The sequence below is a fragment of the Methylotenera sp. 1P/1 genome, from assembly GCF_000384355.1.
Classification (GTDB): domain Bacteria; phylum Pseudomonadota; class Gammaproteobacteria; order Burkholderiales; family Methylophilaceae; genus Methylophilus.
On sequence record NZ_ARWC01000001.1, the window covers coordinates 753,267 to 777,030 of the forward strand.

32 protein-coding genes and 1 pseudogene are annotated in these 23,764 nt (G+C 46.1%); 12 read left to right on the top strand and 21 right to left on the bottom strand.

Annotation, left to right across the window (positions count from 1 at the left end; all coding sequences use genetic code 11):
• Positions 1-7 precede the first annotated feature (7 nt).
• From modC to fliF, 18 genes are all read right to left on the bottom strand, one after another.
• The gene (gene modC / locus A3Q3_RS0103490) at positions 8-652 is read right to left on the bottom strand and encodes a molybdenum ABC transporter ATP-binding protein (RefSeq protein ID WP_020182184.1); all 645 of its coding nucleotides are present in this window, start codon (positions 650-652) and stop codon (positions 8-10) included.
• Positions 645-1,355: a molybdate ABC transporter permease subunit gene (modB, locus tag A3Q3_RS0103495; RefSeq protein WP_020182185.1), complete on the bottom strand. Its 711-nt coding sequence runs from the start codon at positions 1,353-1,355 to the stop codon at positions 645-647. Before modB ends, modC begins: the two co-directional genes overlap by 8 nt.
• Before the next feature lie 63 nt (positions 1,356-1,418).
• A complete protein-coding gene (gene modA / locus A3Q3_RS0103500; RefSeq protein WP_020182186.1) occupies positions 1,419-2,195 on the bottom strand; it encodes a molybdate ABC transporter substrate-binding protein in 777 nt (258 codons plus the stop codon).
• 25 nt (positions 2,196-2,220) lie between these two features.
• Positions 2,221-3,750 carry an alginate export family protein gene (locus A3Q3_RS0103505; RefSeq protein WP_020182187.1) on the bottom strand — a complete coding sequence of 510 codons (1,530 nt, stop codon included), beginning with the start codon at positions 3,748-3,750 and terminating at the stop codon, positions 2,221-2,223.
• Positions 3,751-3,856: 106 nt separating this feature from the next.
• Positions 3,857-4,198: a winged helix-turn-helix domain-containing protein gene (locus A3Q3_RS0103510; protein ID WP_026361737.1), complete on the bottom strand. Its 342-nt coding sequence runs from the start codon at positions 4,196-4,198 to the stop codon at positions 3,857-3,859.
• Positions 4,199-4,274: 76 nt separating this feature from the next.
• Complete coding sequence (gene fliR, locus A3Q3_RS0103515) at positions 4,275-5,045, bottom strand: flagellar biosynthetic protein FliR (protein WP_020182189.1); 771 nt, start codon at positions 5,043-5,045, stop codon at positions 4,275-4,277.
• A gap of 42 nt (positions 5,046-5,087) precedes the next feature.
• Positions 5,088-5,357, bottom strand: coding sequence for a flagellar biosynthesis protein FliQ (gene fliQ, locus A3Q3_RS0103520; RefSeq protein ID WP_020182190.1), 270 nt, complete (start codon positions 5,355-5,357; stop codon positions 5,088-5,090).
• Positions 5,358-5,411: 54 nt separating this feature from the next.
• Complete coding sequence (fliP, locus tag A3Q3_RS0103525) at positions 5,412-6,113, bottom strand: flagellar type III secretion system pore protein FliP (protein WP_051086438.1); 702 nt, start codon at positions 6,111-6,113, stop codon at positions 5,412-5,414.
• An 85-nt stretch (positions 6,114-6,198) separates the two neighbouring features.
• Positions 6,199-6,651 carry a flagellar biosynthetic protein FliO gene (gene fliO, locus A3Q3_RS0103530; RefSeq protein WP_020182192.1) on the bottom strand — a complete coding sequence of 151 codons (453 nt, stop codon included), beginning with the start codon at positions 6,649-6,651 and terminating at the stop codon, positions 6,199-6,201.
• A 55-nt stretch (positions 6,652-6,706) separates the two neighbouring features.
• Positions 6,707-7,177 (bottom strand): flagellar motor switch protein FliN, encoded by a 471-nt coding sequence (gene fliN, locus A3Q3_RS0103535; RefSeq protein WP_020182193.1) that lies wholly within the window; start codon positions 7,175-7,177, stop codon positions 6,707-6,709.
• Positions 7,167-8,171, bottom strand: coding sequence for a flagellar motor switch protein FliM (gene fliM, locus A3Q3_RS0103540; RefSeq protein WP_020182194.1), 1,005 nt, complete (start codon positions 8,169-8,171; stop codon positions 7,167-7,169). The genes fliN and fliM overlap by 11 nt, the downstream gene beginning before the upstream one ends.
• A 17-nt stretch (positions 8,172-8,188) precedes the next feature.
• Positions 8,189-8,695 carry a flagellar basal body-associated protein FliL gene (gene fliL, locus A3Q3_RS0103545; protein ID WP_020182195.1) on the bottom strand — a complete coding sequence of 169 codons (507 nt, stop codon included), beginning with the start codon at positions 8,693-8,695 and terminating at the stop codon, positions 8,189-8,191.
• A 236-nt stretch (positions 8,696-8,931) separates the two neighbouring features.
• A complete protein-coding gene (locus tag A3Q3_RS14110) occupies positions 8,932-10,107 on the bottom strand; it encodes a flagellar hook-length control protein FliK (RefSeq protein ID WP_020182196.1) in 1,176 nt (391 codons plus the stop codon).
• 49 nt (positions 10,108-10,156) lie between these two features.
• The gene (gene fliJ / locus A3Q3_RS0103555) at positions 10,157-10,603 is read right to left on the bottom strand and encodes a flagellar export protein FliJ (protein WP_020182197.1); all 447 of its coding nucleotides are present in this window, start codon (positions 10,601-10,603) and stop codon (positions 10,157-10,159) included.
• A 56-nt stretch (positions 10,604-10,659) separates the two neighbouring features.
• Positions 10,660-12,072, bottom strand: a complete 1,413-nt coding sequence (fliI, locus tag A3Q3_RS0103560; protein WP_020182198.1) for a flagellar protein export ATPase FliI — start codon at positions 12,070-12,072, stop codon at positions 10,660-10,662.
• The gene (locus A3Q3_RS0103565) at positions 12,069-12,725 is read right to left on the bottom strand and encodes a flagellar assembly protein FliH (protein WP_020182199.1); all 657 of its coding nucleotides are present in this window, start codon (positions 12,723-12,725) and stop codon (positions 12,069-12,071) included. The genes fliI and A3Q3_RS0103565 overlap by 4 nt, the downstream gene beginning before the upstream one ends.
• Positions 12,726-12,750: 25 nt before the next feature.
• The gene (gene fliG / locus A3Q3_RS0103570; protein WP_020182200.1) at positions 12,751-13,749 is read right to left on the bottom strand and encodes a flagellar motor switch protein FliG; all 999 of its coding nucleotides are present in this window, start codon (positions 13,747-13,749) and stop codon (positions 12,751-12,753) included.
• 5 nt (positions 13,750-13,754) lie between these two features.
• Entirely contained in the window at positions 13,755-15,410 is a 1,656-nt protein-coding gene (gene fliF, locus A3Q3_RS0103575) for a flagellar basal-body MS-ring/collar protein FliF (RefSeq protein WP_020182201.1), read from the bottom strand.
• Positions 15,411-15,668: 258 nt separating this feature from the next.
• Between fliF and fliE the strand changes: the two genes are divergently transcribed.
• Positions 15,669-16,040: a flagellar hook-basal body complex protein FliE gene (gene fliE, locus A3Q3_RS0103580; RefSeq protein WP_025224444.1), complete on the top strand. Its 372-nt coding sequence runs from the start codon at positions 15,669-15,671 to the stop codon at positions 16,038-16,040.
• Between the two features lie 137 nt (positions 16,041-16,177).
• Here fliE and A3Q3_RS0103585 read toward each other — a convergent pair whose 3' ends face one another.
• Genes A3Q3_RS0103585 through A3Q3_RS0103595 form a run of 3 tightly spaced genes read right to left on the bottom strand, consistent with a single transcriptional unit; the run spans position 16,178 to position 17,821 of the window.
• Positions 16,178-16,576: a type II toxin-antitoxin system death-on-curing family toxin gene (locus A3Q3_RS0103585; RefSeq protein ID WP_020182203.1), complete on the bottom strand. Its 399-nt coding sequence runs from the start codon at positions 16,574-16,576 to the stop codon at positions 16,178-16,180.
• On the bottom strand, positions 16,573-16,797 hold the full coding sequence (locus A3Q3_RS0103590; protein ID WP_020182204.1) for an AbrB/MazE/SpoVT family DNA-binding domain-containing protein: 225 nt from the start codon (positions 16,795-16,797) through the stop codon (positions 16,573-16,575). Before A3Q3_RS0103590 ends, A3Q3_RS0103585 begins: the two co-directional genes overlap by 4 nt.
• A gap of 43 nt (positions 16,798-16,840) precedes the next feature.
• Positions 16,841-17,821 carry an integron integrase gene (locus A3Q3_RS0103595; protein WP_020182205.1) on the bottom strand — a complete coding sequence of 327 codons (981 nt, stop codon included), beginning with the start codon at positions 17,819-17,821 and terminating at the stop codon, positions 16,841-16,843.
• A 464-nt stretch (positions 17,822-18,285) separates the two neighbouring features.
• On the opposite strand from A3Q3_RS0103595, the gene A3Q3_RS0103600 reads away from it, so the two are divergent.
• The 11 genes and pseudogenes from A3Q3_RS0103600 (at position 18,286) to A3Q3_RS0103645 (ending at position 23,713) form a co-directional block, all read left to right on the top strand.
• The gene (locus tag A3Q3_RS0103600; RefSeq protein ID WP_020182206.1) at positions 18,286-18,789 is read left to right on the top strand and encodes an HNH endonuclease; all 504 of its coding nucleotides are present in this window, start codon (positions 18,286-18,288) and stop codon (positions 18,787-18,789) included.
• A gap of 71 nt (positions 18,790-18,860) precedes the next feature.
• The gene (locus A3Q3_RS0103605; RefSeq protein WP_020182207.1) at positions 18,861-19,265 is read left to right on the top strand and encodes a ribonuclease E inhibitor RraB; all 405 of its coding nucleotides are present in this window, start codon (positions 18,861-18,863) and stop codon (positions 19,263-19,265) included.
• Positions 19,266-19,354: 89 nt separating this feature from the next.
• A complete protein-coding gene (locus A3Q3_RS0103610; protein ID WP_157355036.1) occupies positions 19,355-19,780 on the top strand; it encodes a hypothetical protein in 426 nt (141 codons plus the stop codon).
• Between the two features lie 120 nt (positions 19,781-19,900).
• A complete protein-coding gene (locus A3Q3_RS0103615; RefSeq protein ID WP_020182209.1) occupies positions 19,901-20,380 on the top strand; it encodes an ankyrin repeat domain-containing protein in 480 nt (159 codons plus the stop codon).
• A 30-nt stretch (positions 20,381-20,410) separates the two neighbouring features.
• Positions 20,411-20,821 (top strand): annotated as a pseudogene (locus A3Q3_RS14645) (DUF6615 family protein); the annotation flags it as partial.
• Between the two features lie 279 nt (positions 20,822-21,100).
• Positions 21,101-21,232, top strand: a complete 132-nt coding sequence (locus A3Q3_RS14580) for a hypothetical protein (RefSeq protein WP_255349034.1) — start codon at positions 21,101-21,103, stop codon at positions 21,230-21,232.
• A 21-nt stretch (positions 21,233-21,253) separates the two neighbouring features.
• Positions 21,254-21,415 (top strand): hypothetical protein, encoded by a 162-nt coding sequence (locus A3Q3_RS14450; protein WP_020182211.1) that lies wholly within the window; start codon positions 21,254-21,256, stop codon positions 21,413-21,415.
• A gap of 159 nt (positions 21,416-21,574) precedes the next feature.
• On the top strand, positions 21,575-21,991 hold the full coding sequence (locus tag A3Q3_RS0103630; protein WP_157355039.1) for a hypothetical protein: 417 nt from the start codon (positions 21,575-21,577) through the stop codon (positions 21,989-21,991).
• Positions 21,992-22,049: 58 nt separating this feature from the next.
• Entirely contained in the window at positions 22,050-22,430 is a 381-nt protein-coding gene (locus A3Q3_RS14390) for a hypothetical protein (protein ID WP_020182213.1), read from the top strand.
• A 22-nt stretch (positions 22,431-22,452) separates the two neighbouring features.
• On the top strand, positions 22,453-23,067 hold the full coding sequence (locus A3Q3_RS0103640) for a class I SAM-dependent methyltransferase (protein WP_020182214.1): 615 nt from the start codon (positions 22,453-22,455) through the stop codon (positions 23,065-23,067).
• Positions 23,068-23,143: 76 nt separating this feature from the next.
• Positions 23,144-23,713 carry a hypothetical protein gene (locus A3Q3_RS0103645; RefSeq protein ID WP_020182215.1) on the top strand — a complete coding sequence of 190 codons (570 nt, stop codon included), beginning with the start codon at positions 23,144-23,146 and terminating at the stop codon, positions 23,711-23,713.
• Positions 23,714-23,764 lie beyond the last annotated feature (51 nt).

Genomic DNA, 23,764 nt, shown 5'->3' on the forward strand with positions numbered 1-23,764 from the left:
AGCTAGCTTAAATAGCTGCGTGCACCTTTCCATGTGCAATATGCATCACATGGTCTGTTAACTGCGTAATTTCATCCATGGAATGGCTAACATAAATCATGGGAATCTCTACCTCTTCGGCCACGCGCTTTAAATAAGGCAAAATCTGACTTTTTAAGCGCTTGTCGAGCGAGGCCAGCGGTTCATCCAGCATCAATAAACGTGGTTTGCTCATTAAAGCCCTGCCTAGTGCTACGCGCTGCTTCTCACCGCCAGATAATTGATAAGGCTTTTGCCTTAACAAACTACCCAACTCTAGTAAGGCAGTAATTTCCTCCAAACCTTTTTGCTGCGCGGCGGATTCAAACCGGTGCGCACCATAGCGTAAGTTTCTTTCTACAGACAAATGAGGGAACAAGCGATGATCTTGAAACACCAGCCCGATTTGGCGCTGATGAACCGGTATGTCTATCTTTTGCTGTGCATCAAACAAGGCAACACCATCAATCAAAATACGGCCACTGTCCGGGTGTGCAATGCCGGCGATCACGTTTAATAGCGTTGATTTTCCGGCACCAGAAGGCCCAAATAGCGCAGTGACTCGGTGCGTGAGCGCAACATGCGCATCCAGCTTAAAACGCTTTCTACTGAGTGTGGCGACAATCTCAATCATCTTGATGCTCAATATGTCGATTGGCTTTGCGTTCTAGCTTTTCACTTAACATTAAAGCCCCTAGCGCCAGTAACAAACTCAAAATCACCAGTCTCAGCGCTGGAATATCGCCATCCGGCACTTGTGTGTAAGTGTAAATAGCCAATGGCAGCGTGCGTGTCTCCCCTTCGATATTACCCACAAAGGTAATGGTCGCGCCAAACTCTCCCAAGCTACGGCTAAATGCCAGAATCAGCCCGGTAATGATGCCCGGCAACGCCAAAGGCAAGGTAATGGTGAAGAACACACGCAAGGGATGCGCGCCCAAAGTTTGGGCTGCAATCTCTAATTGGCGATCGACCTGTGCGATGCCTTGGCGCGCTGCACGTACCAAAAGCGGAAACGCCATGACCGCCGATGCGACCACCGCCCCCACCCAAGTAAAAGCTAAGCTGATGCCAAAATACTCGTATAAATACTTGCCAATCCATCCCTGCCGGCCCAACAGTACCAGCAAGATAAAGCCTGGCACCACGGGTGGCAGCACCATAGGCAAATGCACCAAACTATCTAATAGTGATTTTCCGTAAAAAGACTTACGTGCTAGTAGCCATGCTGTGGCAATCGCTGGAATGCTGATGACAAGCACACAAAAAATTGCTACTTTCAACGAAAGTAGCAATATGGTGAGTTCTGCAGGCGTAAACTTAACCAGCTCTAACATCTATGTTGTATATCCTGCCATTGATCAAAATATCCGACTGTTGTCTCGAAAAAAATTACCCGTTTATTTTGCAAGTACTGTAAACCCATATTTGGTAAACACGGCGTGCGCCTGAGGCGAACTTAAGTAACGATAAAACCCAACGGCATTGCTACCGGCACCTACCACCAAGCCTAATGGATACACAATCGGCTCATGGCTGGATTCCGGAAACTTAGCCACAATCTCCACTTTATCCGAAATATTCGCATCTGTCTCATAGACGATACCTGCATCACACTCGCCACGCTCTACCAGCACCAGCGCAGAACGCACATCTTGTGTACCGACCAGTTTTGGCGCAAGCGATGACCACCAATTTAAAGCCGTTAAGCTTTGCTTAGCATAAATGCCCACTGGTACAGCCGCAGGATCCCCTGTGCACAGCTTGCCAGAAAAGGCCGCAGCAATATCAAAGCCCTTTTCCATATTCACTTTAAAGCGTTTACCTGCAGGCGCAATCAATACCAGCTGGTTACCCAATAAGTTGACTTGTGTATTGGCTTGTATCAATTTTTTGTTTTGCAGATATTGCATCCACTGCGTATCGGCTGAAATAAAAATATCCGCAGGCGCCCCCTTTTCAATCTGCTTAGCCAATGCAGACGAAGCCGCAAATGAAGTACGTATCTCCGTTTGATTAGCGGTATTCTCTTGCTCGTATTGCTTAGCGATTTGGCTAATCACATTGGTTAAGCTGGCGGCAGCAAACACCTTGATTGAGTCATCTGCATAGGCAACACGCATTGGCATCCATGCAGATACACATAAACTGACTAAAACTGCTAATTGCTTAATCATGAAATCACCTCTGTCTTCATTTGTATTAAAACGCACTCACAGAAATCTGTGTATAAAAGAAATCTGAATCATCACGACGCTCAGGATCCGTCAATTGCGATGTGGTCTCGGTGAAATCACCTGCCCAAAAATGTGCATAGCCCATACCAACATTGACATACTTCCCCACTGGGAAGCGCGCAAGCAAATCAAATTCTTTGCCTAAATTTTTACCGCTCCTACCCGTGGTATCTCTTAGATTACCGCCTGCATTCCAGCGATCTTTTGCACTGTCCAAACGATACCAACCAAAGCCGGTATCCATTTTTAAACCGGGCAACCAAGTGACTACAGGTTCAAACTCCAAACGCACTTTGGGTGTTCTAATATTTTCCATCTGGATGTAGTCATTGTTCGACCATGGCCTAGCAAAACCAAACAAACGTTCAAAACGCTCATTGCTGCCATCTGTAGGTTGCTTATCGCCACTTGCTACGCCATAAAATGCGCTCAAACGCGGTTTCCAAGGATGTGTAAAGGTATAACCGATTTCTGCATTATAGGCATACGCATCATGGTCTAACGCTTCAATAAACACACCAGCATTGCTAAGGCGATCTTGATGTCCCCATTGTTGGGCATAGCTTGCGTCATAGTCCCAACCAGTCTTTCCAACAACGCCATAGACCCGTAAACCAGCGGTATGAATTTCCCTGTCTATCTTGGTATTGGCTGCAGCCGCTTTGCCGTTAGCGTCGTATTTCACTTTGCTGCCATCTTGCTTTAGCAATAGATAATAAGGCTGCAAGGTCACGTATTCTGACCAACCACGCCAATCAGCAATCACCCCATAAAAATCTTGTGAGTGATCGACTTCATCCAGCTGCGTAGATAATCGCTGCATTGGCTTCATGGCGAACACATCAACTTGCCAATCGTTTTTTTGTTGACCAATGGTGGCACGTACACCCTGAAAATTGTTCGTGGTGTTACGCCACTCGTTTCGTGCAATTAAGCGGCGATCCAAATATTCAAATGCCTGGCGGCCAGCTTTAATGCTGACAGTACGCGCATTGCCCAAATCGTCTTTACCCAACGGGGTGTTATCAAAATACAGCTCTGCATAGGCTTGAATCGGCTCTGCATAATTGATATCACGTGTATCAAACTCACGTGTAAATTGGCTATGGTTACGACGTGCATCTTCCACCTCTATGGCAAAGCGCAGTGGATCCAAAATATTCTTCACACCCAGATAGCCACGTGTTCTTAACAAAAATGGCTCATCAATACTGTCACGAGAACGCCGGAAATCATTGTCACGGTATTCGTAACGAAACCGGTAATCCAACCCAACATCTAACCAATCCACATCGGCAAATGTGTCATAGTCTTTTAACCATGTTTTGTTCAACTGTTTCACATAGCGTGGTGGCTCGGTATCGCGCAAGGTGCCATAGCTTTTGCGCTCTACATAGTAACTAGCTTTAGTATTGGTATCTTCTGCGTACAGTTGTGGTGTGAATGCCCCACTTATACTCATGATCAGCATGCCCATATAATGCGTTTTCTTCATCCCTTGATTACCTATTGTTTTCGTTATTCCCATTTAATCATAACTATCGCTATATTCAAATAGGAATAGCGATAGTTATGATTGAAAATAGCGAAATGAGGCGAGTTTATTTAAGTGCAGCGCTGATTTTTGTAAGCTCGGCTTGCGCGGCTAGTTGAGATTTCACGATTAAATCTCGATAGGATTTAAGAATGGTTCGGCCAAACTCCGTAAGATGCGCGCCCCCTCCGTGCGCGCCACCCGGAGAGCTATGAACCAAAGGCTCGGTAAAGCATTTATTCATTACATCGACAAGCTCCCATGCGCGCCGATAAGACATTTTCATTTGTTTAGCGGCAGCAGAAATAGATCCACAAGCGTCAATAGCCTCCAGTAAATCAGCCTTGCCTGGCCCCATTGCCACCTGGCTGCCAAAGCTAATACGAATTTTGAGTGCTGGCGTTGTCATGAATTTGCCCGTAATGCCGATAGAGCAAATATCATATTTGAAAACAGGCGAAATTTCAGCCTGTTTAGAAATAATATTATTTTGTGATTTGCAACATATGGCTAGCACCTACATCAATCATCTTTTCCAATGGTTTGACAATGGTAGGCAGAGAAACTGCAAGTACGATAAAGCCGATGCTGATGGTGATTGGGAAGCCGATCCCAAAGATATTAAGCTGCGGTGCGGTTTTGGTGAGTATGCCTAGCGCCATATTGGTAATGAGCAACGCAGTGACTACCGGCAATGCCAAGAGTAAGCCTGAACTAAAAATCGTCTCACCCCAACTGGCAATTTTCATGGCATCAATGCCGTGACCATCCACCGCAATAGGCATCGTTGTAAAACTGTTAGCAAGCACCGAGACAAACATCAAGTGCCCATCTAAACTTAAAAAGACCAACAAGCAAATCAATACCAAAAATTGGCTGACTGCAGTGGTTTGCCCTTCTGATTGCGGATCAAAAAAGCTGGCAAACCCTAAGCCCATGCTCATGCCTATCATGTGTCCGGCCAACTCAATCGCCACAAAAACTAAGCGCATAGCAAAGCCCATGGCAATGCCAATCATAAACTGCTGCACTAAGATGAGTAAGCCCTGAAAAGAAATGATATCTAAGGCAGGCATGGCGGGTATGGCGGGCATCATCGCTAGTGTTAGCACAATGCCATAACCCAGCCTGACACGTTGCGGAATAGCGGTATGGCTAAGAATAGGCGCTACTGCGATAAAACCTAAGATGCGTGTCAACGGCCAAAGCAGGCCGACAATCCATGCTTGTAATAAATCGCTGCTGATTGTGACCATACTGCGGAATCGTGATGAGGGCTAATTAACTGGAGCCGCTGATTAGCCAGCCAATGTTGGAATACTGGTAAACACGGTGCGCATGTAGTCCACCATGGTCGTAAGCATCCATGGCCCTGCCACAACTAATGAGGCGACCACGCCAACCAACTTTGGAATGAACGAGAGTGTTTGCTCGTTAATTTGTGTCGCTGCTTGAAAAATACTCACAACCAAGCCAATGATGAGCACTACCAATAACACAGGCGCTGCCACAATCAAGGTGGTTTGCATGGCTTGCCCTGCTAAGGTCATTACACTTTCTGGCGTCATGATGTTTCCTTTTTATATACGTTTAGTTTTTGTATGTGTAACTGGATGTTTTAGCTAATGAAAGCTTTGTACTAGGGAACCCAGAATCAGTTGCCAGCCATCGACCAGCACAAATAACATGAGTTTGAATGGCAGTGCGACAATCGCAGGAGACACCATCATCATGCCCATCGCCATCAATACGCTTGCTACCACCATATCGATAATCAAGAACGGGATGAAAATAGCAAAGCCAATTTGGAAAGCCGTTTTCAGCTCACTGGTCATAAATGCTGGCACCAATACGCGTAATGGCACTTGCTCTGGCGAGGCAATATTTTCAACCTGCGCCATATTGGCAAACAAAGCCAAGTCGCCTTCGCGCGTTTGTTTCATCATAAAGGTTTTGAGTGGTTCTACGCCTTTTTCCATGGCCACTTGCATGGTGATTTTGTTTTCAGACAATGGTTGATAAGCATCCACATAAATCTTATCGATCACCGGGCTCATCACAAAAAATGTCAAAAATAAGGCCAAACCGATTAATACTTGGTTAGAAGGTGCAGATTGCGTACCCAAGGCCTGACGCAACAATGACAGCACAATAATGATGCGTGTAAACCCGGTCATCATCAAAATGGCGGCAGGGATAAACGTTAGTGACGTCAGTAGCACCAGCGTTTGCAAGCTGAGTGTGTAATCTTGACCACCGCCAGCACTTGGGGTGGCATTGATAATAGGCAATCCATTTTCTGCCAGTGCAGCCAACGGCAGCATCCATAAACAGAATGCAATGACTAGAAAACGTAAGACTGGGTGTTTAAATCGTGAGATGTACATAGTTGTTCGCTTTAATCTCGTATTATTTTTGAGGGTTCTTTTGCATGGCTTGCTTCAACCAATTGGTAAATGGCTGTAGCGGATCATGTCTTGGTGTAGGGGTTACCGATGTATTGGTATTGGCGGCTAGCGTCGCTGTCGCATCCGTATTAGGCTCTACGTTGGCAATGCTATTGACCTGACCATTGGCCACGCCTACTACTAGCCAACGCCCTGCTACTTCCAATACCACCACACGTTCGCGTGTGCCTACACTCACGCCGCCCACAACTTTAATCACAGAAGGTTGCGCAGTTACGCCAGGTAAGAATTTTTTAGCGCCCCAAGCAAACAAGGCCATGACACCAAGCACAACCACCAGTCCCATCACCATTTTTAATACACTCATGGTGGGGCTTGGTGCATTTGCAGTAGCAGCCAAGCCAGAGATGGCATAACCGTTTAATACCAATAATAAGAAAGCACGTAATAACATAATGACCTTTTGCTTGATTGCGCAATGCACTCAACCCTTGAGCGCAAGCAAATCATTAACGGTTGATTTTACGGATACGCTCAGCTGGCGTAATGATGTCAGTGAGGCGAATACCAAACTTATCGTTCACCACCACCACTTCACCCTGTGCAATTAAACAACCATTCACCAACACATCCATCGGTTCACCGGCCATGCCGTCTAGCTCCACCACAGAACCTTGTGCCAGTTGCAATAGGTTTTTAATCGCAATTTTGGTGCGACCTAACTCAACCGTGAGTTGTACCGGAATATCCAAAATGAAATCGATATCATTTTGGGTGTCATGCAATTTATTGCTGGGGCTAAATTCGGTAAAGACCTGTGCCTTTTCAACGGTTTCTGCCTGCAATACTGAAGATTCAGCCGTTGCCTGCTCCGCCATGGCGGCACCCCAATCATCTTCCGCTATTGTTTCTACGCCGTTATCTGCCATTGTTTCGTCCATTTCTGTTTGAGTTTCTGCTGCTGAAGGATTAGTCGCCATTGGATTCGCCCCTTATGTATTCACTAGAGTTTGACCGTAGTAGTTTTTCTACGCGTAACGCATACTGTCCATTAAAAATGCCGTATTTACATTCCATGACAGGAATGCCGTCAATCTGCGCCTCAATGGCATCATCAATACTGATAGGAATGACATCGCCAGCTTTCAGATTTAAAATTTCTCCCAAATGCACTTTGGTTTTGGCCAAATCCGCCACAATTTCCACTTCTGCCGCTTGCACTTGTTGCGTCATCAGTTTTACCCAGCGCTTATCCACGCCTAACACCTCACCTTGTAAAGATGAAGTCAATAAATCTTTAATCGGCTCAATCATGGAGTAAGGGATGCAGAAGTGCATCTCGCCACTGGCTGGGCCAAGCTCGATATTGAAGGTGATTGCCACCACCACTTCATTAGGGGTAGCAATATTGGCAAACTGCGTGTTCATCTCAGAGCGGATATATTCGAAATTTAGTTGGTAGACTGGCTCCCAAGATTTACCATAAGTTTCAAAAACGATATTGAGAATGCGATGGATAATGCGTTGCTCGGTTTGCGTGAAATCACGGCCTTCCACACGCGTATGAAAACGACCATCGCCACCGAACATATTGTCCACCACTAAAAATACTAACGTGGGGTCTAACACCATCATGGCTGTACCACGTAGCGGGTTAGCATGAATCAGATTCAGATTGGTTGGCACCACTAAATTACGGATAAAGTCGGTGTATTTGATAATACGCACAGGGCCAACAGAAACCTCGACCGTACGGCGTAAAAAGTTAAATAGTTCGATGCGCAATAAGCGGGCAAAACGTTCGTTGATAATTTCCAGCGTAGCCATACGGCCACGTACAATGCGCTCTTGCGTGGCAAGATTGTAAGAGCGCACACTGTCTTGGTCCGCCTCTTGTTTATCGTCGCCTTGATCGCCCTCAACGCCTTTGAGTAAGGCGTCAATTTCGTCTTGTGAGAGAAATTTATCTGACATAGCGTGCTCGATTGATCTTACTGAACCACGAAAGAAGTGAACAACACGCCTGTAACTTCTTGCGGTTTTTCACCGGCAGCATACGGTTTTTTCACTTCGGCCAGCATTTCTTCGCTTAGCGTCGCTTTGCCTTCAGAAGTAGAAATGTCTGATGCTTTTTTGCTGGTCAATAACATCAGCAAGCGATTTCTTACTGCTGGCATTTGTAACTTAATATGTTCAGCCACTTCTGGCCCAGCCACTTGCAAGGTCACATCCATTTGCAAGAATTTTTCATCGGGATCCGGTTGCAGATTCACGGTAAATGTTTCTAAAGCTAGGAACACAGGTGGCTTAGGCGCCTCTACATGTTTCTCCGCTTTTTTATCAGCATGCTTAGGTTTCATGAAATACCAAGCTGCACCGCCACCAACGCCCGCCAACACCAGCACCCCAGCTAAGATAATCACTAGCTTCTTTTTAGAGGATTTAACCGGCGCTTGTACTTCTTCGCCGCTCGTGTCTTGTTTTGGATCTTGTGCCATGTGCAATACCTTTCAACTCAATGACTACCTAGCTAATCGCACACCAAAGTGCACGTTGTATGGTGACATTATGAGAAAAAAAGTGCGTTGAACATGGTTAGATAAGAGATGTAAAAGACCGTCTAATCTCAGTTTTCAACGTATGGGCTGCCATTTGGCAACAGCAGCCCACCTTGATTGATGCAAAATCACACCCACGGCCCAGTCTAAGACGATGCCATAGTGATAGAAGTCTATTAGGCGAAGGTATCTACCAGACCATTAGAAACGCGCTGCACTACTACGTTACTGCTAACAGCCTCTTCTGCTGTGTTTGTTGCCTGCGTCGACTGTTCCAAACGCTGCTGCGCACGCTGTTGCATGGCTTGCTCAAAATGGCGCTGTGATTGCGCTTGTGAGCTCACCTGCGCATTGCCAAGCTGCATACCAGAGTCTTGCATTTTATCGCGCAACATATTCATGCCATCTTGCAATGCTTGACGCACTTCCGGATTATCCGAAATAAAGGTGGTATCCACTTGATCATTCTCTACTTGGATCACCACTTGCAATGGTCCCAAATCCGGTGGGTTAAGTGTCAGTGTTGCAGATTGATCACCCGCACCTACCATCCACACCACTTTCTGATTCACTGCTTGGCTCCATTCAGGCCTACCAAATGGCGTTGGGATTTCACTAGCTGCAGCTACGCTGGCTACCATATTGTCTGATAACTTATTAGCCACTGGTGCAACGGCTGCCATCTGAACCGGTACCGATTTCATTTCGATTTCTTTAAACTCTTTGTCGCGCACCAAGGTTTGATTAATTGCTTGATCGCCTTTTAAGGGCACAGCCTGATCATCAGCAGCTAGCTCCGGTGCTTGTTTGCTGCTATCGGCTGATTCGTGCAAAGCAGTATCCGTGACTTGCGCGCTTTTAGCTTCTACACCCGTCCAAGGCAATGCATTTTTCGCAGAGGCACCGGCACGCTCACCCAACGCTAACTCACCACTTGCAGCAGGATCAGTTGCTACTGCATTGGCTTGCTGAGTATTCAACTGTGCGGCAGGCTGCAAGCCCATTTGCATCAATATTAAGTCTTGTATCGGCGGCAAATTTTCTTCAGCTTTCTCGTCTAAATCTGCTTTCGGTATCAACGTCGATTCACTTAACACCACGCCATCCGCTGCAGCACTGTCTGTATCCGCTGCTTTGTTTGGAGTGGTAGCCGTGTTGCCTGCGGGTTTAGCACTATCGGCAGCCTCACTAGCCTCTGTTTTTTGCTGCTTTACCTGTTTCTTTAATAGCTCGGCAAATGCATTCGGTGCACTGTTCACGGCACTATCCGCGCCTAAATTGGCCATATTATTTTGATTAGCCGCTTGTTTTGTCGGTGCCGCTTTGGCAATCTGTAATGCTAAATTTTGCATATCACTATTCCTAGTTAGCTATATTTCGTTCAGATAAATAACACTATATTTACTTGGCTTGCCGGCCAATACGGCTGGCAAACTCATCCATTAATCGTTGCTCTTTCTTTTGCGTGGCTTTCAGTTGCTTATCGCTATCGCGCTGCTCTAACACATCGTAAGAAAGCTTTTTGCGTTGCGATTCTTTCCAACGCTTTTTCTGTATCAATACATGGTGCTGTGCCGATACCAACATTTCAAACTGCCCTTTTACCGCTTGGTCCAACTTGCGGAAAAACCCTTGAAAGTTTTGGTACGCTTGTGCGCCAATGCCGGTTTCTAAACTCTGCTGCAAGTTCTTGCTATAGTCGTTACGGTATTCCACCAACAAATCGTATTTAGATTGCGCTTCATCGGCAATTTTCATGGCTTCTGCCAATGCCTCAGTCGCTGTATCCACTTCCTTTTGGGCAATGTCTTTTAACATACTCATTACACCTGCGGCGCGTGTTGCCATACTTCATTACCCTTCTCATGACGCTCATTGTTATTGTTTAAATGAATTTACTTACATTAATCTGCCAGTACATGCGCTAAAAACTGCACGCTTTCTTCCATATCTGCACGTTCAGAAATATCTTGCTGTAAAAATCGCTCGATCAATTCGTGTTTTGCAATCGCTGTATCCAACACAGGGTCAGACCCAGCCTCGTACGCGCCCACGCTAATCAAATCAATGCTGCGCATATAGCGCGAATTCAATTGCTTTAACTTACGTGCTAGTTTCTGATGATCCGGACTCGTAATGTTATGCATGGCGCGGCTAATGGATTGCTCCACATCAATGGCTGGGTAATGGCCGCTCTCGGCTAAACTACGGCTTAATACAATGTGGCCATCCAAAATCGCACGTGCTGCATCTGCAATGGGGTCTTGTTGATCATCGCCTTCGGTCAATACCGTATAAAACGCAGTAATCGAGCCTTCACCTTCGGCACCATTCCCTGTGCGTTCTACTAACGCTGGCAGTTTTGCAAATACAGAGGGCGGATATCCTTTGGTCGCCGGTGGCTCGCCAATGGCTAAAGCAATCTCACGTTGCGCCATGGCATAACGTGTAAGTGAATCCATGATCAGCAATACGTTTTTACCTTGATTGCGGAAGCTCTCGGCAATCGTGGTCGCGTAGTTGGCGCCCTGTAAACGCATTAGCGCAGAAGCATCAGCAGGCGCTGCCACAACAACCGAACGTGCTAAACCCTCAGGCCCTAAAATTTGTTCAATAAACTCTTTTACCTCACGGCCCCGCTCGCCAATCAAACCCACTACAATCACATCCGCAGTGGTGTAACGTGCCATCATGCCTAGGAGTACACTTTTACCTACGCCGGAGCCAGCAAATAAGCCCATGCGTTGACCACGGCCTACCGTGAGCATGCTGTTAATCGCTCTCACACCTACGTCCAATGTCTCTTGAATAGGAGCACGTGACAACGGATTGGTCGGTCTTGCACTGAGTGGCGCACTCTCGGTCACTTCAATTTTTCCTAAATTATCCAATGGGTTACCAGCACCATCCACCACGCGACCTAGCAACGCATCGCCCACTGGCAAATGGCGTGCACGGTCATTGACTCTGCGGCGAGGTGGTCGGCCTGCGGTAGGTTTAGGTAAGGTTTCAGCCACATCCATGGCAAAGACTTTGGCGCCTGGCACCACACCATCCACACTGCTTTGCGGCATTAATAATAAGTGTTCGCCATCAAAGCCCACTACTTCGGCTTCTACACGGCTACCTTCAGATAAAGGTACATAACAAGCGCTACCAATCGGCAATTTAATGCCAGCGGCTTGCATCACCAAGCCCGTCAGTTTGGTAATGCGCCCAGCAATTTCCAGCGGTTCTACAAGTTGCAGCACTTCGTTGCAATCGCGTAAGTAGCTGTGCCAGCGTTGATGATGCACGTTTTGCGTAGATTGCATCATGGTAATAACCAATCATCATGTTTAGCTAAGGCTTCGGTAATACGTTTCCAACGCATGCCATTGCTGGCGTCAATTTGATTAGCACCGGTTTCCACCAGACAGCCGCCACGTTCAATGCTACTGTCTTCCTGAATCTGCCATTGTTGGCTTGAAATTTCTTCTGCAAGATATTCACGCAAGATATGTGCATCTTCGTGATGTACCAAAATACGTGCTGGCTTTTGTACGTGTGGTAAATAATGAATCGCATCCACTACGACTGGGATGACGGCTGCAGTATCTACATTTAGCTTCACTTTAAGCATGGATTTAGCAATATCCAGCGCCAATGCGAGTAAATCTTCCGCAATGGCTTCATCGGTTTTTTCTAGCGCTTGATTAAAATTTTGCATGATGGTCAAAAACTGTTGGCGCTCTTCTTCCGCATGTTCTCTGGCTTTGGCCATACCCACGGCAAAGCCCTCTTGCACGCCTTTGGTGTAGGCTTCTTTACGTATATTTTCAAGAATCGCATTCACAGCGTGATCTGTTTCTTCCAACTTTTTCTTAGGCTTAGCAGCCATTGCCGGGCTGGGTTTATCCTCACCAAACGATGACATTTCCCAACGTTGATAGGCTGTTTGTTGTTCTTTTGGAATCGCCATATTTGCCATCTATTACACCTTTATAATTACACTGCTATACGTACTGATCGTCTGTACCCTTGCCAGCCAACATAATTTGGCCTTCATCGGCAAGTCTTCTTACAATTTGTAAAATTTGTTTTTGTTGTGCTTCCACCTCAGAGAGCTTGACTGGCCCTTTGCTCTCCAAATCTTCTCTCATCATTTCTGCCGCGCGGGTAGACATGTTTTTGAAGATTTTGTCGCGCATTTCTTCGGTAGCACCTTTTAGCGCAATAATCAGCATTTCAGATTGCACTTCACGCAACATGACTTGAATGCCTTTGTCATCAATGTCTAAAATGTTGTCAAACACAAACATTTCATCCATGATTTTTTGCGCCATGTCATCGTCGTAATTTTTCAAACCTTCCATCACGCTGGCTTCGTTGTCGCCGCTCATGTAGTTCATAATCTCGGCCGCCACTTTAATGCCGCCCATGGTTTGTTTTTTGATGTTCTCATTGCCTGTCAGCAACTTGGTCATCACATCGTTCAGTTCTTTTAGAGCGATTGGCTTTACACCATCCAACGTTGCAATCCGTAACATCACGTCCTGACGTAACCTATCGGTAAAATGTCCAATGATTTCAGACGCTTGATCTGGATCTAAATGCACCAGAATCGTAGCAATAATTTGTGGGTGCTCATTTTTAATAAACTCCGCCACAGTAAACGCATCCATCCATTTCAGGCTTTCAATACCGCTGGCATCGCGCGATGACAAAATGCGGTTAAGCAAGTTAGAAGCTTTATCGTCACCCAAAGCCTTGGTTAGCACAGAGCGGATATACTCATCTGAATCCAAACCAAAATCACTGCTCTGCTCGGCCTCAGTTAAAAATTCCGTCACCACAGTCTCTACTTGTTCACGCCCTACTGATTTCATGGTGGCCATGGCCGAACCTAGTTTTTGCACTTCTTTCGGGCTCAAATACTTCATCACCTCTGCGGCGCCATCTTCGCCCAAGGTCAGCATCAAAATTGCACTGCGCATTACACCGGCATCACTCATATCTGCTACTCATTTCCATTTGTCCAATTGGAGACCACGCTTGCTACCATTCTTGGGTTATCTTTGGCTAGCTGCTTTACCACTTCAAGATTTTGCGCATAACCAGGTGCACCCAAGGTCATTTGAGGTTGGCCACTGATATTCACAATTGCATCTTGGCCAGCCTCTTGCTGTGCCTGACCCAACATTTTAGGTTGTGACAATGGGCTAGAAAGTTTGGCCAATAAAGGTTTAAGCAAGCGTGTATACACCAAGAACAACACCACAATACCCACCAAGAAGCGCAAGCCATCTTTGCCATATTCCACAGCCACTGGGTTTTCCCACATCGGTACCTCTGGTAGGATTTCAGTCGGCTCACCAGCAAACGAGCTATTCACTACGGTGAGTGAATCACCGCGCTCTTTGTTAAAGCCCATGGCCTGCATGGCTAAGTCATTAATCTGTTGCTTCTCAGCTGCTGTTAATGGGCGGTAAGTCACTTTGCCTTTCTTATCAGTGACAGGCATGTTGTTGACTACCACGGCTACGTGTAAACGTTTCACGCCACCTTTAGGCTGCTGCACATACCGTACGGTCTTATCTACCTCATAATTGGTTGTGGTATTTTTTTGTGTGCTTGTCGCTGCACCACCTGCATTGGCCGTAGCGCCGGCTGCATCTGCCGATGTATCGATCGGTGCGGTTGAATTAGGTGGTGGTTGGTTAGATAAAGCACCTGGCACACCAGAAGCCTCTGCACCTGAGCCATTGCTAGACTCATTGCTTTGCATACTTCTAATCGCCATATCATCTGGTTTGTAATTAGGCTTATAAGTCTCAGCTGCTTGCTCAGTGGTAGAGAAATCAATCTCAGCGCTGGCCTCGGCACGTACGTTTTTAGCACCCACAATCGGCGTGATTATTGACTCCACACGACGCGCAATGCTTGATTGCATATCATCAACATATTTAATCTGGGTTTGATCCAACCCATTCGCCCCTTGTTTTTTAGAGGTATCTGAAAGTAAGTTGCCGTTTTGGTCCACTACCGTCACATTGGTCGCTGGTAAGTTAGGTACGCTGCTCGCTACCAAATGCACTACCGCTGCTACTTGTTGTGGATCTAACGTTCTGCCGGGGTGTAAATTAAGCAATACAGATGCGGTTGGGTTTTGTTGATCACGCACAAATACGCTAGGTTTTGGAATAGCCAAATGGATACGCGCTACTTGCACCGCTGCAATCGCTTGAATGCTGCGCTCAAGTTCGCCTTCTAGTGCACGTTGGAAATTCACTTGCTCTACAAATTGAGAAACACCAAATTTTTGGTTTTCTAATAACTCAAAACCAATATTGCCACCTTTAGGCAAACCTTCAGAAGCCAGTTTAAGGCGTGCGGTATGTACTTGCTCGGCAGGCACTAAAATGGCAGAGCCGCTTTCAGAGAATTTGTATGGCACATTCATTTTCTCTAGCGCTGCGACAATCGAGCCACCATCTTTATCAGAATAGTTAGAGAATAAAATGCGGTAGTCCGGTTGTTGACTCCACATCCAAAATACCACCATCACCGCAACTACTGCGGCCACGCCAGCCAGCAGCATAAGTTTGCTGCCCAACTGCGCTGCACTGGGTAATCCGTTGCCACTTACTAACACGGCGTCGTTGCCTGCTGCCATTGTGTAACCTCCAAAAACATCCTGTTCCAAAAGCATCTCTGCTCAAAGTGTTGCTGCTGCTAACTACACACACATCACCTTTACGATTGAGTACCATTATGCCGATATTGCCAATATTCAATTTTGGGAATAAAGCACTTTTCCCTCGCCTATTTCAACGCTGGCTAAAAATCAGAGGTGCTACAGTGTGCATAAGTCAAAAAGTATGTGTGCATGGCAGACATACCAATGAAGCAACATCATTACTGGAGGTAAACCATGAAAGCCGGTGGAATAGATTCAAGCAGAATAGAATCCATGCTTGCGCAACTAAAGGCAGCAGCACAAGGCCCGCGTGTTGGGCAAGAGAATCCTATTGGTGGTGGGATAGGTATTCAAAAGTTAGATAGCCCACAATCGTCAACCAAAGTAAGCTTTACCGATGCATTGAAAGCATCGCTAGATCAAGTCAACCAAGTGCAGGTAGATGCAGAAAAATTAGGCAAAAACTTTGCCATGGGGGACGACAGCGTCAGCTTGTCAGATGTGATGATTGCAGGCCAAAAAGCCAATATCTCGTTTCAGGCCACTGTGCAGGTGCGCAATAAATTAGTATCTGCTTATCAAGATATGATGAATATGCAGGTGTAAACTAAAAATTTAAAGGTAAACGGTTAAACCGCATTACCACTAAGGTGCAAAGTATCCCGTGTAGAGTGGGTCACCAGTAACCCACGGTTTGCGATACTAAACTACTTTACCGCATGGGGTTACAACCCCACCTAAACTCAAAATGAGCCTTTGCTAGACTGGCTATGCGTGCGTATCCAATCAGCAAATTCAATCTCTGACATTTCACCTACGGCCACCGCTAGCATGCTCAACACGCATGCCACATCGTCTGCTATCAGCGCGTACCCGTTCAGCATCAAAAATAGTTCTGTTGCTACAAAAGCAGTACGCTTATTGCCGTCTAAAAATGGATAGTTTTTAGCTAACCCCATGCCATATGCCGCAGCTAATTCGGCATAATCGGGATTTCCATACGCAGCCAAATTGGGTACACGCTGCATAGCAGACTCAAACATACCTTGGTCTCGTATTCCAGCAATGCCGCCATGTTCAGCTAATTGCTCGTCATGTACTGCTAACATCACAGCATTATCCAACCAAATCCAGTCAGTCATTTAGCTAGCTCACGCATTACATTACGCCGTGCCTTCATGATTTTGCGTGCGGCATCCATTTGCGTTTCAAAGTTTGCGTCATTCGGCGTAATCGCAATACCGCCTGGCGTGTCGGTTAAAAACACCGTATCGCCCTTCTCCAGCTTAAGCCTTGCCAATACCTCTTTTGGCAAAATCAAACCAACAGAATTACCAATTTGTGTGAGTTTAATGCCTTGCATATTGCACTCCTTAAGTTATAACAATTGTTATAACTTTACAATATCACCTTTCAATCGTATCTAACGGGCTAGCCACTCCATGCCCGCCCCTATTCAATACGTGCGTGTAAATCATGGTAGTCGCCACATCGCTATGCCCTAATAACTCTTGCACAGTGCGAATATCGTAGCCGCCTTCTAGTAAATGCGTGGCAAAACTATGCCTGAGTGTGTGTGGTGTGGCCGGTTTAGTCATGCCCGCATTCACCACGGCTTGGCGCACCGCACGCTGAATTGCCTGATCTTGCACATGATGACGACGCGTTTCACTAGAACGCGGATCTACCGATAACTTGCCGGATGGAAACACATATTGCCAAGCCCAGTCACGCGCAGCATACGGGTATTTTTTACCCAACGCTTGCGGCATATACACAGCGCCATAACCACTGGCTAAATCGGCATCGTGCAGCGTTTTAACTTTGCCCATATGCGCTTTTAACGGCGCAATTAAACTGGCAGGCAACATCGTCACCCTATCTTTGTAACCTTTGCCATCCCTAATTAAAATTTCCTTACGCGCAAAATCAATATCTTTTACGCGTAAACGCAGGCATTCCAAAATGCGCATGCCTGTGCCATACAGCAAACTTACAATTAAATGATGCGTGCCATTCAACTGCATTAATATCGCCTGCACTTCTTGCTTGGTTAACACCATCGGCAAACGCTTAGGCGCTTTGGCTTGCTCAATGTCATCCAACCAAGGCAAAGCCTCACCCAATACCTCTTTATATAAAAACAGCAAAGCACTTTTGGCTTGATTTTGCGTGCTGGCCGATACGCGCCCTTGCACCGCCAAATAGGTTAAAAACTGTTCAACTTCATTAGCGCCCAAATCTTTAGGGTGGCGCTTGTTAAAATGCAGAATATAGCGTTTAATCCAATCCGTATATGCTTGCTCGGTACGGATACTATAGTGCTTTAAACGGATTTTACCGCGCACTTGATCTAACAGTTTAGGGGGCTCAATTGACGTATGCATATATAGATTTTAGGATGCACTAAAAATGCAGAGCGATATGAAGTTACTAAGTAATTTAATAAAATTTAACAATAACAATTCCATTTTGACGGAAAGTTTTACGTCAAATAGGATGTCTACTTTACGTTAGGCTTTTCTTAAAACCATTTCATTTTTGCCAGCGTTGCTTTCGTTTAAATGGTGCGCTTTTATGGTCTTATTAGGCGTTTAGTTTGGTTAAGTTTGTGGCTTTTTTAAGCTTAGGTTTTGTTGGGCTAAGCACGGTAATCTCAGTTTAGTTTGTGCGCTTGCTATTGTTGGCAGTGCGGTGCTTTTAAGTTACTGTTTTAAATAGTCACGGTTTGGGGTCGCTTGTTATGTCACCATTTATTCAGCTTCACGCGGCGCTGTTGCTTCACCAGCCTAACCCATCCATTAAGCGGGACGCGCTAAAGCGCGCCCCTTATGTCACACGTTAGAAGCTTATGCCAACTAAACCTCTCGATCGTTTAATGTTTGTTCAAGGTGGCTTGTGTTTTTTCTGCAAACAACCACTGCCAAAAACCGAAGCAAGCGTTGAGCATCTATTAGCATCAGCTAATGGTGGAAGCAACAGCGATGAAAATTGTGTTGCCTGCTGCAAGGCAGTCAACAGATTGCTAGGCAGTATGTCGCTCAAAGAGAAATTTCAAGTTGTTCTAAACCAAAAAGGGCAATTCAAATGCCCCAACGGGGTTGGGTCTAAGGTAGCTATACCAGCCAAAGCCCCAGTTGCGACAAAACCTGACAGTGACAAGTTTGCGGCTGTGGTCGCGAATTTGAAACAGCGCGGAAATTCAAAACCACGCACGCTAAAAACACTAAAAAGCACCATAGTTTCGCTTTACCCAAGTGGGTTACCAGAAACTGAACTGTCAGCTATAGTTCAACAATTGCAATCTTCCGGCAAAATAACAGTGGCAGTAAATAAGGTAACTTATGCACTCTAAATCACCAACTTCTAACCCATCATTCAAGCGGGACGCCTAACGGCGCCCCTTAATTCAAACGTTAGGGTTTTATGTCTCTGAAAATTGTACTTTTGGTAGTTTCTTTAATTGTTTCGGTCCTATTCATAGCCAACATAGTTAAAGCTAATGATTCATTTCCAAATGACGAAAACGGCAATGTGCTTCGTCAAATGCAAAAACGTGGTGATGACCTTACAAAACCAAGAAACATCGATTTTATTGTTGTATTACCAAATGAAGAAAATGCTGAAAAGCTTGCTAACCATTTTCAATCTTTGGGTTATAAAACGACCATAGCAAACTCGAATACAGTTAAAACTCTCCCATGGGATGTAAGCGTTGTTAAAAACATGGTACCTACTCATACCGATATAACGAACTTTGAACAAGAATTGGCAAATATTGCAACATCTTTAGGTGGGCGCAATGACGGCTGGGGTAGTTTTGTACAATAAAGTTTTCAACCCTAACCCATCCATCAAGCGGGACGCGCTAAAGCGCGCCCCTTATGTCAAACGTTAGGCTTAATTTAATAATTTCAAATATGCAAAACTCTCACCCACGTCAAATTTGGTTAGCTCTTATTGCTGCTCTCATTACAGAGGTTGGTGTTTGTAGTATTCTTGAAAATGTAGTGTTTATATTTGCCAATACAATTCATATTGCTATTAATTGGCTAGCCTCAGGTGGTTCGCCCAACTGGTCAGGAACATCTTACGTTTCTGATTCCACAAGCGCGCAACTGCTCATAATTGTTCGTGCTATGGGATTTGCTGTTGCGGGCTTTATCGGTTCTTGGTTTGCGCCAAGACGTTCGCGACTATCTCTTTTTGTGCTTATTTTGTTATCTATTGTGGCTACATTTGTTGACCAGCTTCCCCCTGCCTATATAGAGATTTGGTACGTTACTGCGCCTTTTGGCATTCTCCTTGGAGTAGGTTTGCTATGGTGGTTTGAGAGAGAGGCCTAACCCATAAGTCAAGCGGGACTGGCGAAAAGGTTCTTTTATGAAAAGTTTATTATTAACTGGGCTGGAGACAAGTTTGTCGCCAGCCCCTTACTTCACACGTTAGCCTTCAAGGAATAGCCTATGTCAGGTAAACAACCAAAACGGAAGCCGAGGGAAGGTTTAGACGAATATGGGCGAATCCCTCTTCATTATGCGGCAGTGGATTCTCGCTCTGATGAAGTCGCAAGATTACTAGCTACTGGCGTTAATGTGAATGCACAAGATGATAATGGTTGGTCTGCACTCCATTTTGCAGCACAAGCAGTATCCCCTGTTTGCACTACTTTACTTTTGCAAGCCGGAGCAGATATTTCACTTCAAGACTCTTTTGGAAATACAGCTCTATGGCGAGCCGTTATGTCTTCAAAAGGTGAAGGTTCTGTAATTCGCTTACTATTGGATGCTGGCTCTAACCCTGTTGAATTGAACAAGCATGGCGTTTCTCCAGTTTCTCTTGCACGAACAATTGCAAATTTTGATATAGCACAGTATTTCAAAGACATACAAGATAATGAGGGGCTAACCCATCATTCAAGCGGGACGCCTAACGGCGCCCCTTAATTCACACGTTAGCCTTCTTTGGTACACCACATGCACCTGCCTACCCTTTGCGAATCATTTCGTTCCTTGGCTCATAAAACCTATGAGCATATGGGCAGGGCCAATACTGTAGGTCATCAACCTCTAGAAGAGACATTCACGGACCTGAACATCCTCGAACTAAAGTTGAGACACGCAAGCGAGATCCATAGCCGTCTGTTTAGCAAACCGGAAGAGGGAAAGAATGGGGCTGACTGGGAATGGTGGCTAACGAATAGCAAAAAAACAAAATGGCTGGGCTTACGTGTGCAAGCGAAAGTATTGCAGTTGAAATCGGACACCTTTCCCCACATTCACTACAAATCTGGAAAATCAAAGACCTATCAGTCTGCCAAACTCAAACGTGAGTGCATCAAGGAAGGTCTCGTCCCGCTATATGCCCTATACGTTTATGAGGAGCTTATCCCGTCCGCTCCTCACCGCAGATGCGGATCGTTTGCGCATTCGCCCGAGTCGTATGGCTGTTCTCTGATCTCACTAAGACACGTCGAAACACTTCAGAAGGCCGGCGAAATTAAAGATCGTCTTTCAGTGTTGAGCGAAGCCCTCCCGTGGCATTGCCTAGTTTGCTGTTCGGGCTATGGCGGAGACGATCTCCCCACTAGAGCTTGGTCTTTGCTCCAGAAAAGTCTTGGTGTTAGCGCGCCCCGGAAGGCGACAAGAGAAACGAGGCAGTCGATTATGAGCATTCCCATTGGCCCAAGAAATCAACCGCCGGAGTATGTTCGAGCCATTCTTGAAGATCGCCCCAGTGATCTGTCACCAATTCATTCACGTGGTGTTTTGGTGATTCAGGGCCGAGAGAATGGCTAACCCGGCAGACGAGAATCAAATATGAGCAACGACCCACTTTCGATTGATTGTGGCGGCGACTGCTGGGGTTGCGTTGGTGAAATGGAAGCCAACATGGGGCATGAGTCATCGCTAGAGAAAGTGCGCCAAGAGTTCGATCTTGGGTTGAGGCCAGACTGGGTTGAACCCAAGAGGCCAGCTTAACCAATGAAAAATTGGGCTAACCCATCCATCAAGCGGGACGGCTTCGCCGCCCCTTATGTCAAACGTTAGAGGGCAAAAACTGTGTGCTCGTGCTCGAAATATGAAGATTTAGAGTTTCTCCGTAAGGTGATTGCCAAACGCATAAAAGAGAGTCGCCCCTTGAAAAAGTCTTTTGTGCAAATCGCCGAGCATTCTGAAAAAGAGCACAAACTATATCGCTGTGTTGAGTGCGATCAATATTGGCAAGGTAGCCGTGCATGGAACTGGGGTAATGATGAATATCTTTTTAAGGTGCCGCCCATTGATACTGACTTATGGAAGTCTGAAGTCTTTGTTCAGCCCGATGAACTTTTAATATTCACATCCGTAGTCAGCAACTTTCTGAATCGAAACACATTTACAAAGAAAGATTCTCTCTGTTCAGTAACTGAGTGTGAACAATTCGCTGTTTCAGGCTCGGTCAACTGCCTGCGCCACCATCTTGAATCTTTACAACGCGCACGTATGATTCCCATTTATCCTTCAGGTCGTTGGTTCAAACCTTATGTACGTGAAAACATCATTCCGGCCCTCTAACCCATCATTCAAGCGGGACACGCTAAAGCGTGCCCCTTAATTCAAACGTTAGAACTCTATGGCTGAACTATACATATTCATAATTTTAATTTTTTCTGAACCTAGCATGTTGTTCTTAGTATTTCTAGCAATTGCGTTTTTAATCATAATTGTATTTTGTTTAGCTTGTATTTTTCAGCCAGTTAAATGGGCAATCCGTTCAACTTTAATTTTTGTTTCTAGTGCCGTTAGCTCTATTATTTTGTCTGGCATCTTTGTTTATTTCATAGTAGGCCTGGACAAAGTGTTGACCCCATCGTCTTGGGCAGCATCACTGAATGGTTTACCTTTTCCTGTAATTAGTGGCTTAATTGGGGGTGGTCTTGTTTTGTGGTTATATTTTAAAAATAGGCGTTCTAACCCATCATTCAAGCGGGACTGGCTAAAGCCAGCCCCTTAATTCAAACGTTAGGTTGCATTCTATGATTCAAGAGGTACCTAGTCCAATCGATCTGCGATTGATGAGCGATGCCAAAGAGTGGGAGTCCACGGCTATGTCGAAGCGGCCTTCGCGCATCGAGTTCTTCGCGGAGTTCGCCGCGGCAATCAAGGCTGCGCAAGTTCCGGTTAGCCGTGTGCTGGAGCTCGGTTCTGGGCCAGGCTTCTTGGCAAAGCATCTCCTCATCGCGCTACCAGCAATCACCTATGTTGCTCTCGACTTCTCTACGGCGATGCATGAGCTTGCTGGTAAACGACTCGGCTCGTGCTCTTCACGAGTTCAGTTCGTCGAGCGCAGCTTTAGAGATCCTGCGTGGTCACTCGGTCTCGGGTCGTTTGAGGCTATCGTTACTAATCAGGCAGTACATGAGCTACGGCATAAACACTATGCTCAAGAGCTTCATACTCAAGCCAGAAAACTGCTTGTTCCTGGAGGGGTATACTTGGTCTGCGACCATTTTTTTGGCGAAGGTGGCATGAAAAACGATCAGTTGTATATGACCGCCTCTGAACAATACGAAGCTTTGGCCAGTGCTGGTTTCGTTAGCGTAGAGCAGCTTTTACTGAAAAGTGGCCTAATACTCCATCGTGCAACCTAACCAATCATTCAAGCGGGACCAGCTAAAGCTGGCCCCTTAATTCAAACGTTAGGCGCCATCGGAATCAGCTATAGCTATGAACAATCTCTGCCTCTTAACTAATCTCACAAGCGCCGATGTCGCCGCATGGGCACAGGCAGTCGTAGGCTCCATCGCAATTGTTGTCGGCGCGTACTTTGTCGTTTGGCAAGTTCGTCGCGGTCGGCTACAGGAGTGCGAGCGCGAGGCGACCGAACTGCTTGGACTAGCGAGGCTGTTGATTCACCTTCGAGATGGCGCAGCTGAGGCTCGGCTCGAGAAACGAAAGCTCGAACGATGGCCGCACGGCCATCCCGCGGAACCGTCTACGCGATTTTTTGAACTGGCAGAAGCCATTCTTCGCGTGCCCCTCGAAAACGTTCACGGGGATGCCGCGTTCGAAGCCTTGCTCAACGCGAGACGGGTTGCCAAGGAGATTCAACCACTGGTCGGGCCTGAGCCGGAGCTAGATGTCAATCCGAACTTTCAGTCAACGTATGAGGCGTACGTCAAGATAATCGACCAACAAATTGAGGTACTCCGCAAGGAGGCGCAGGCCCTTCTCCAAGGCAAGCGCACGATCTACTCCGCAGAAAACATGGCCGTCGGGAGCAACAATGCCGCCTAACCCATCCATCAAGCGGGACGCGCTAAGGCGCGCCCCTTATGTCAAACGTTA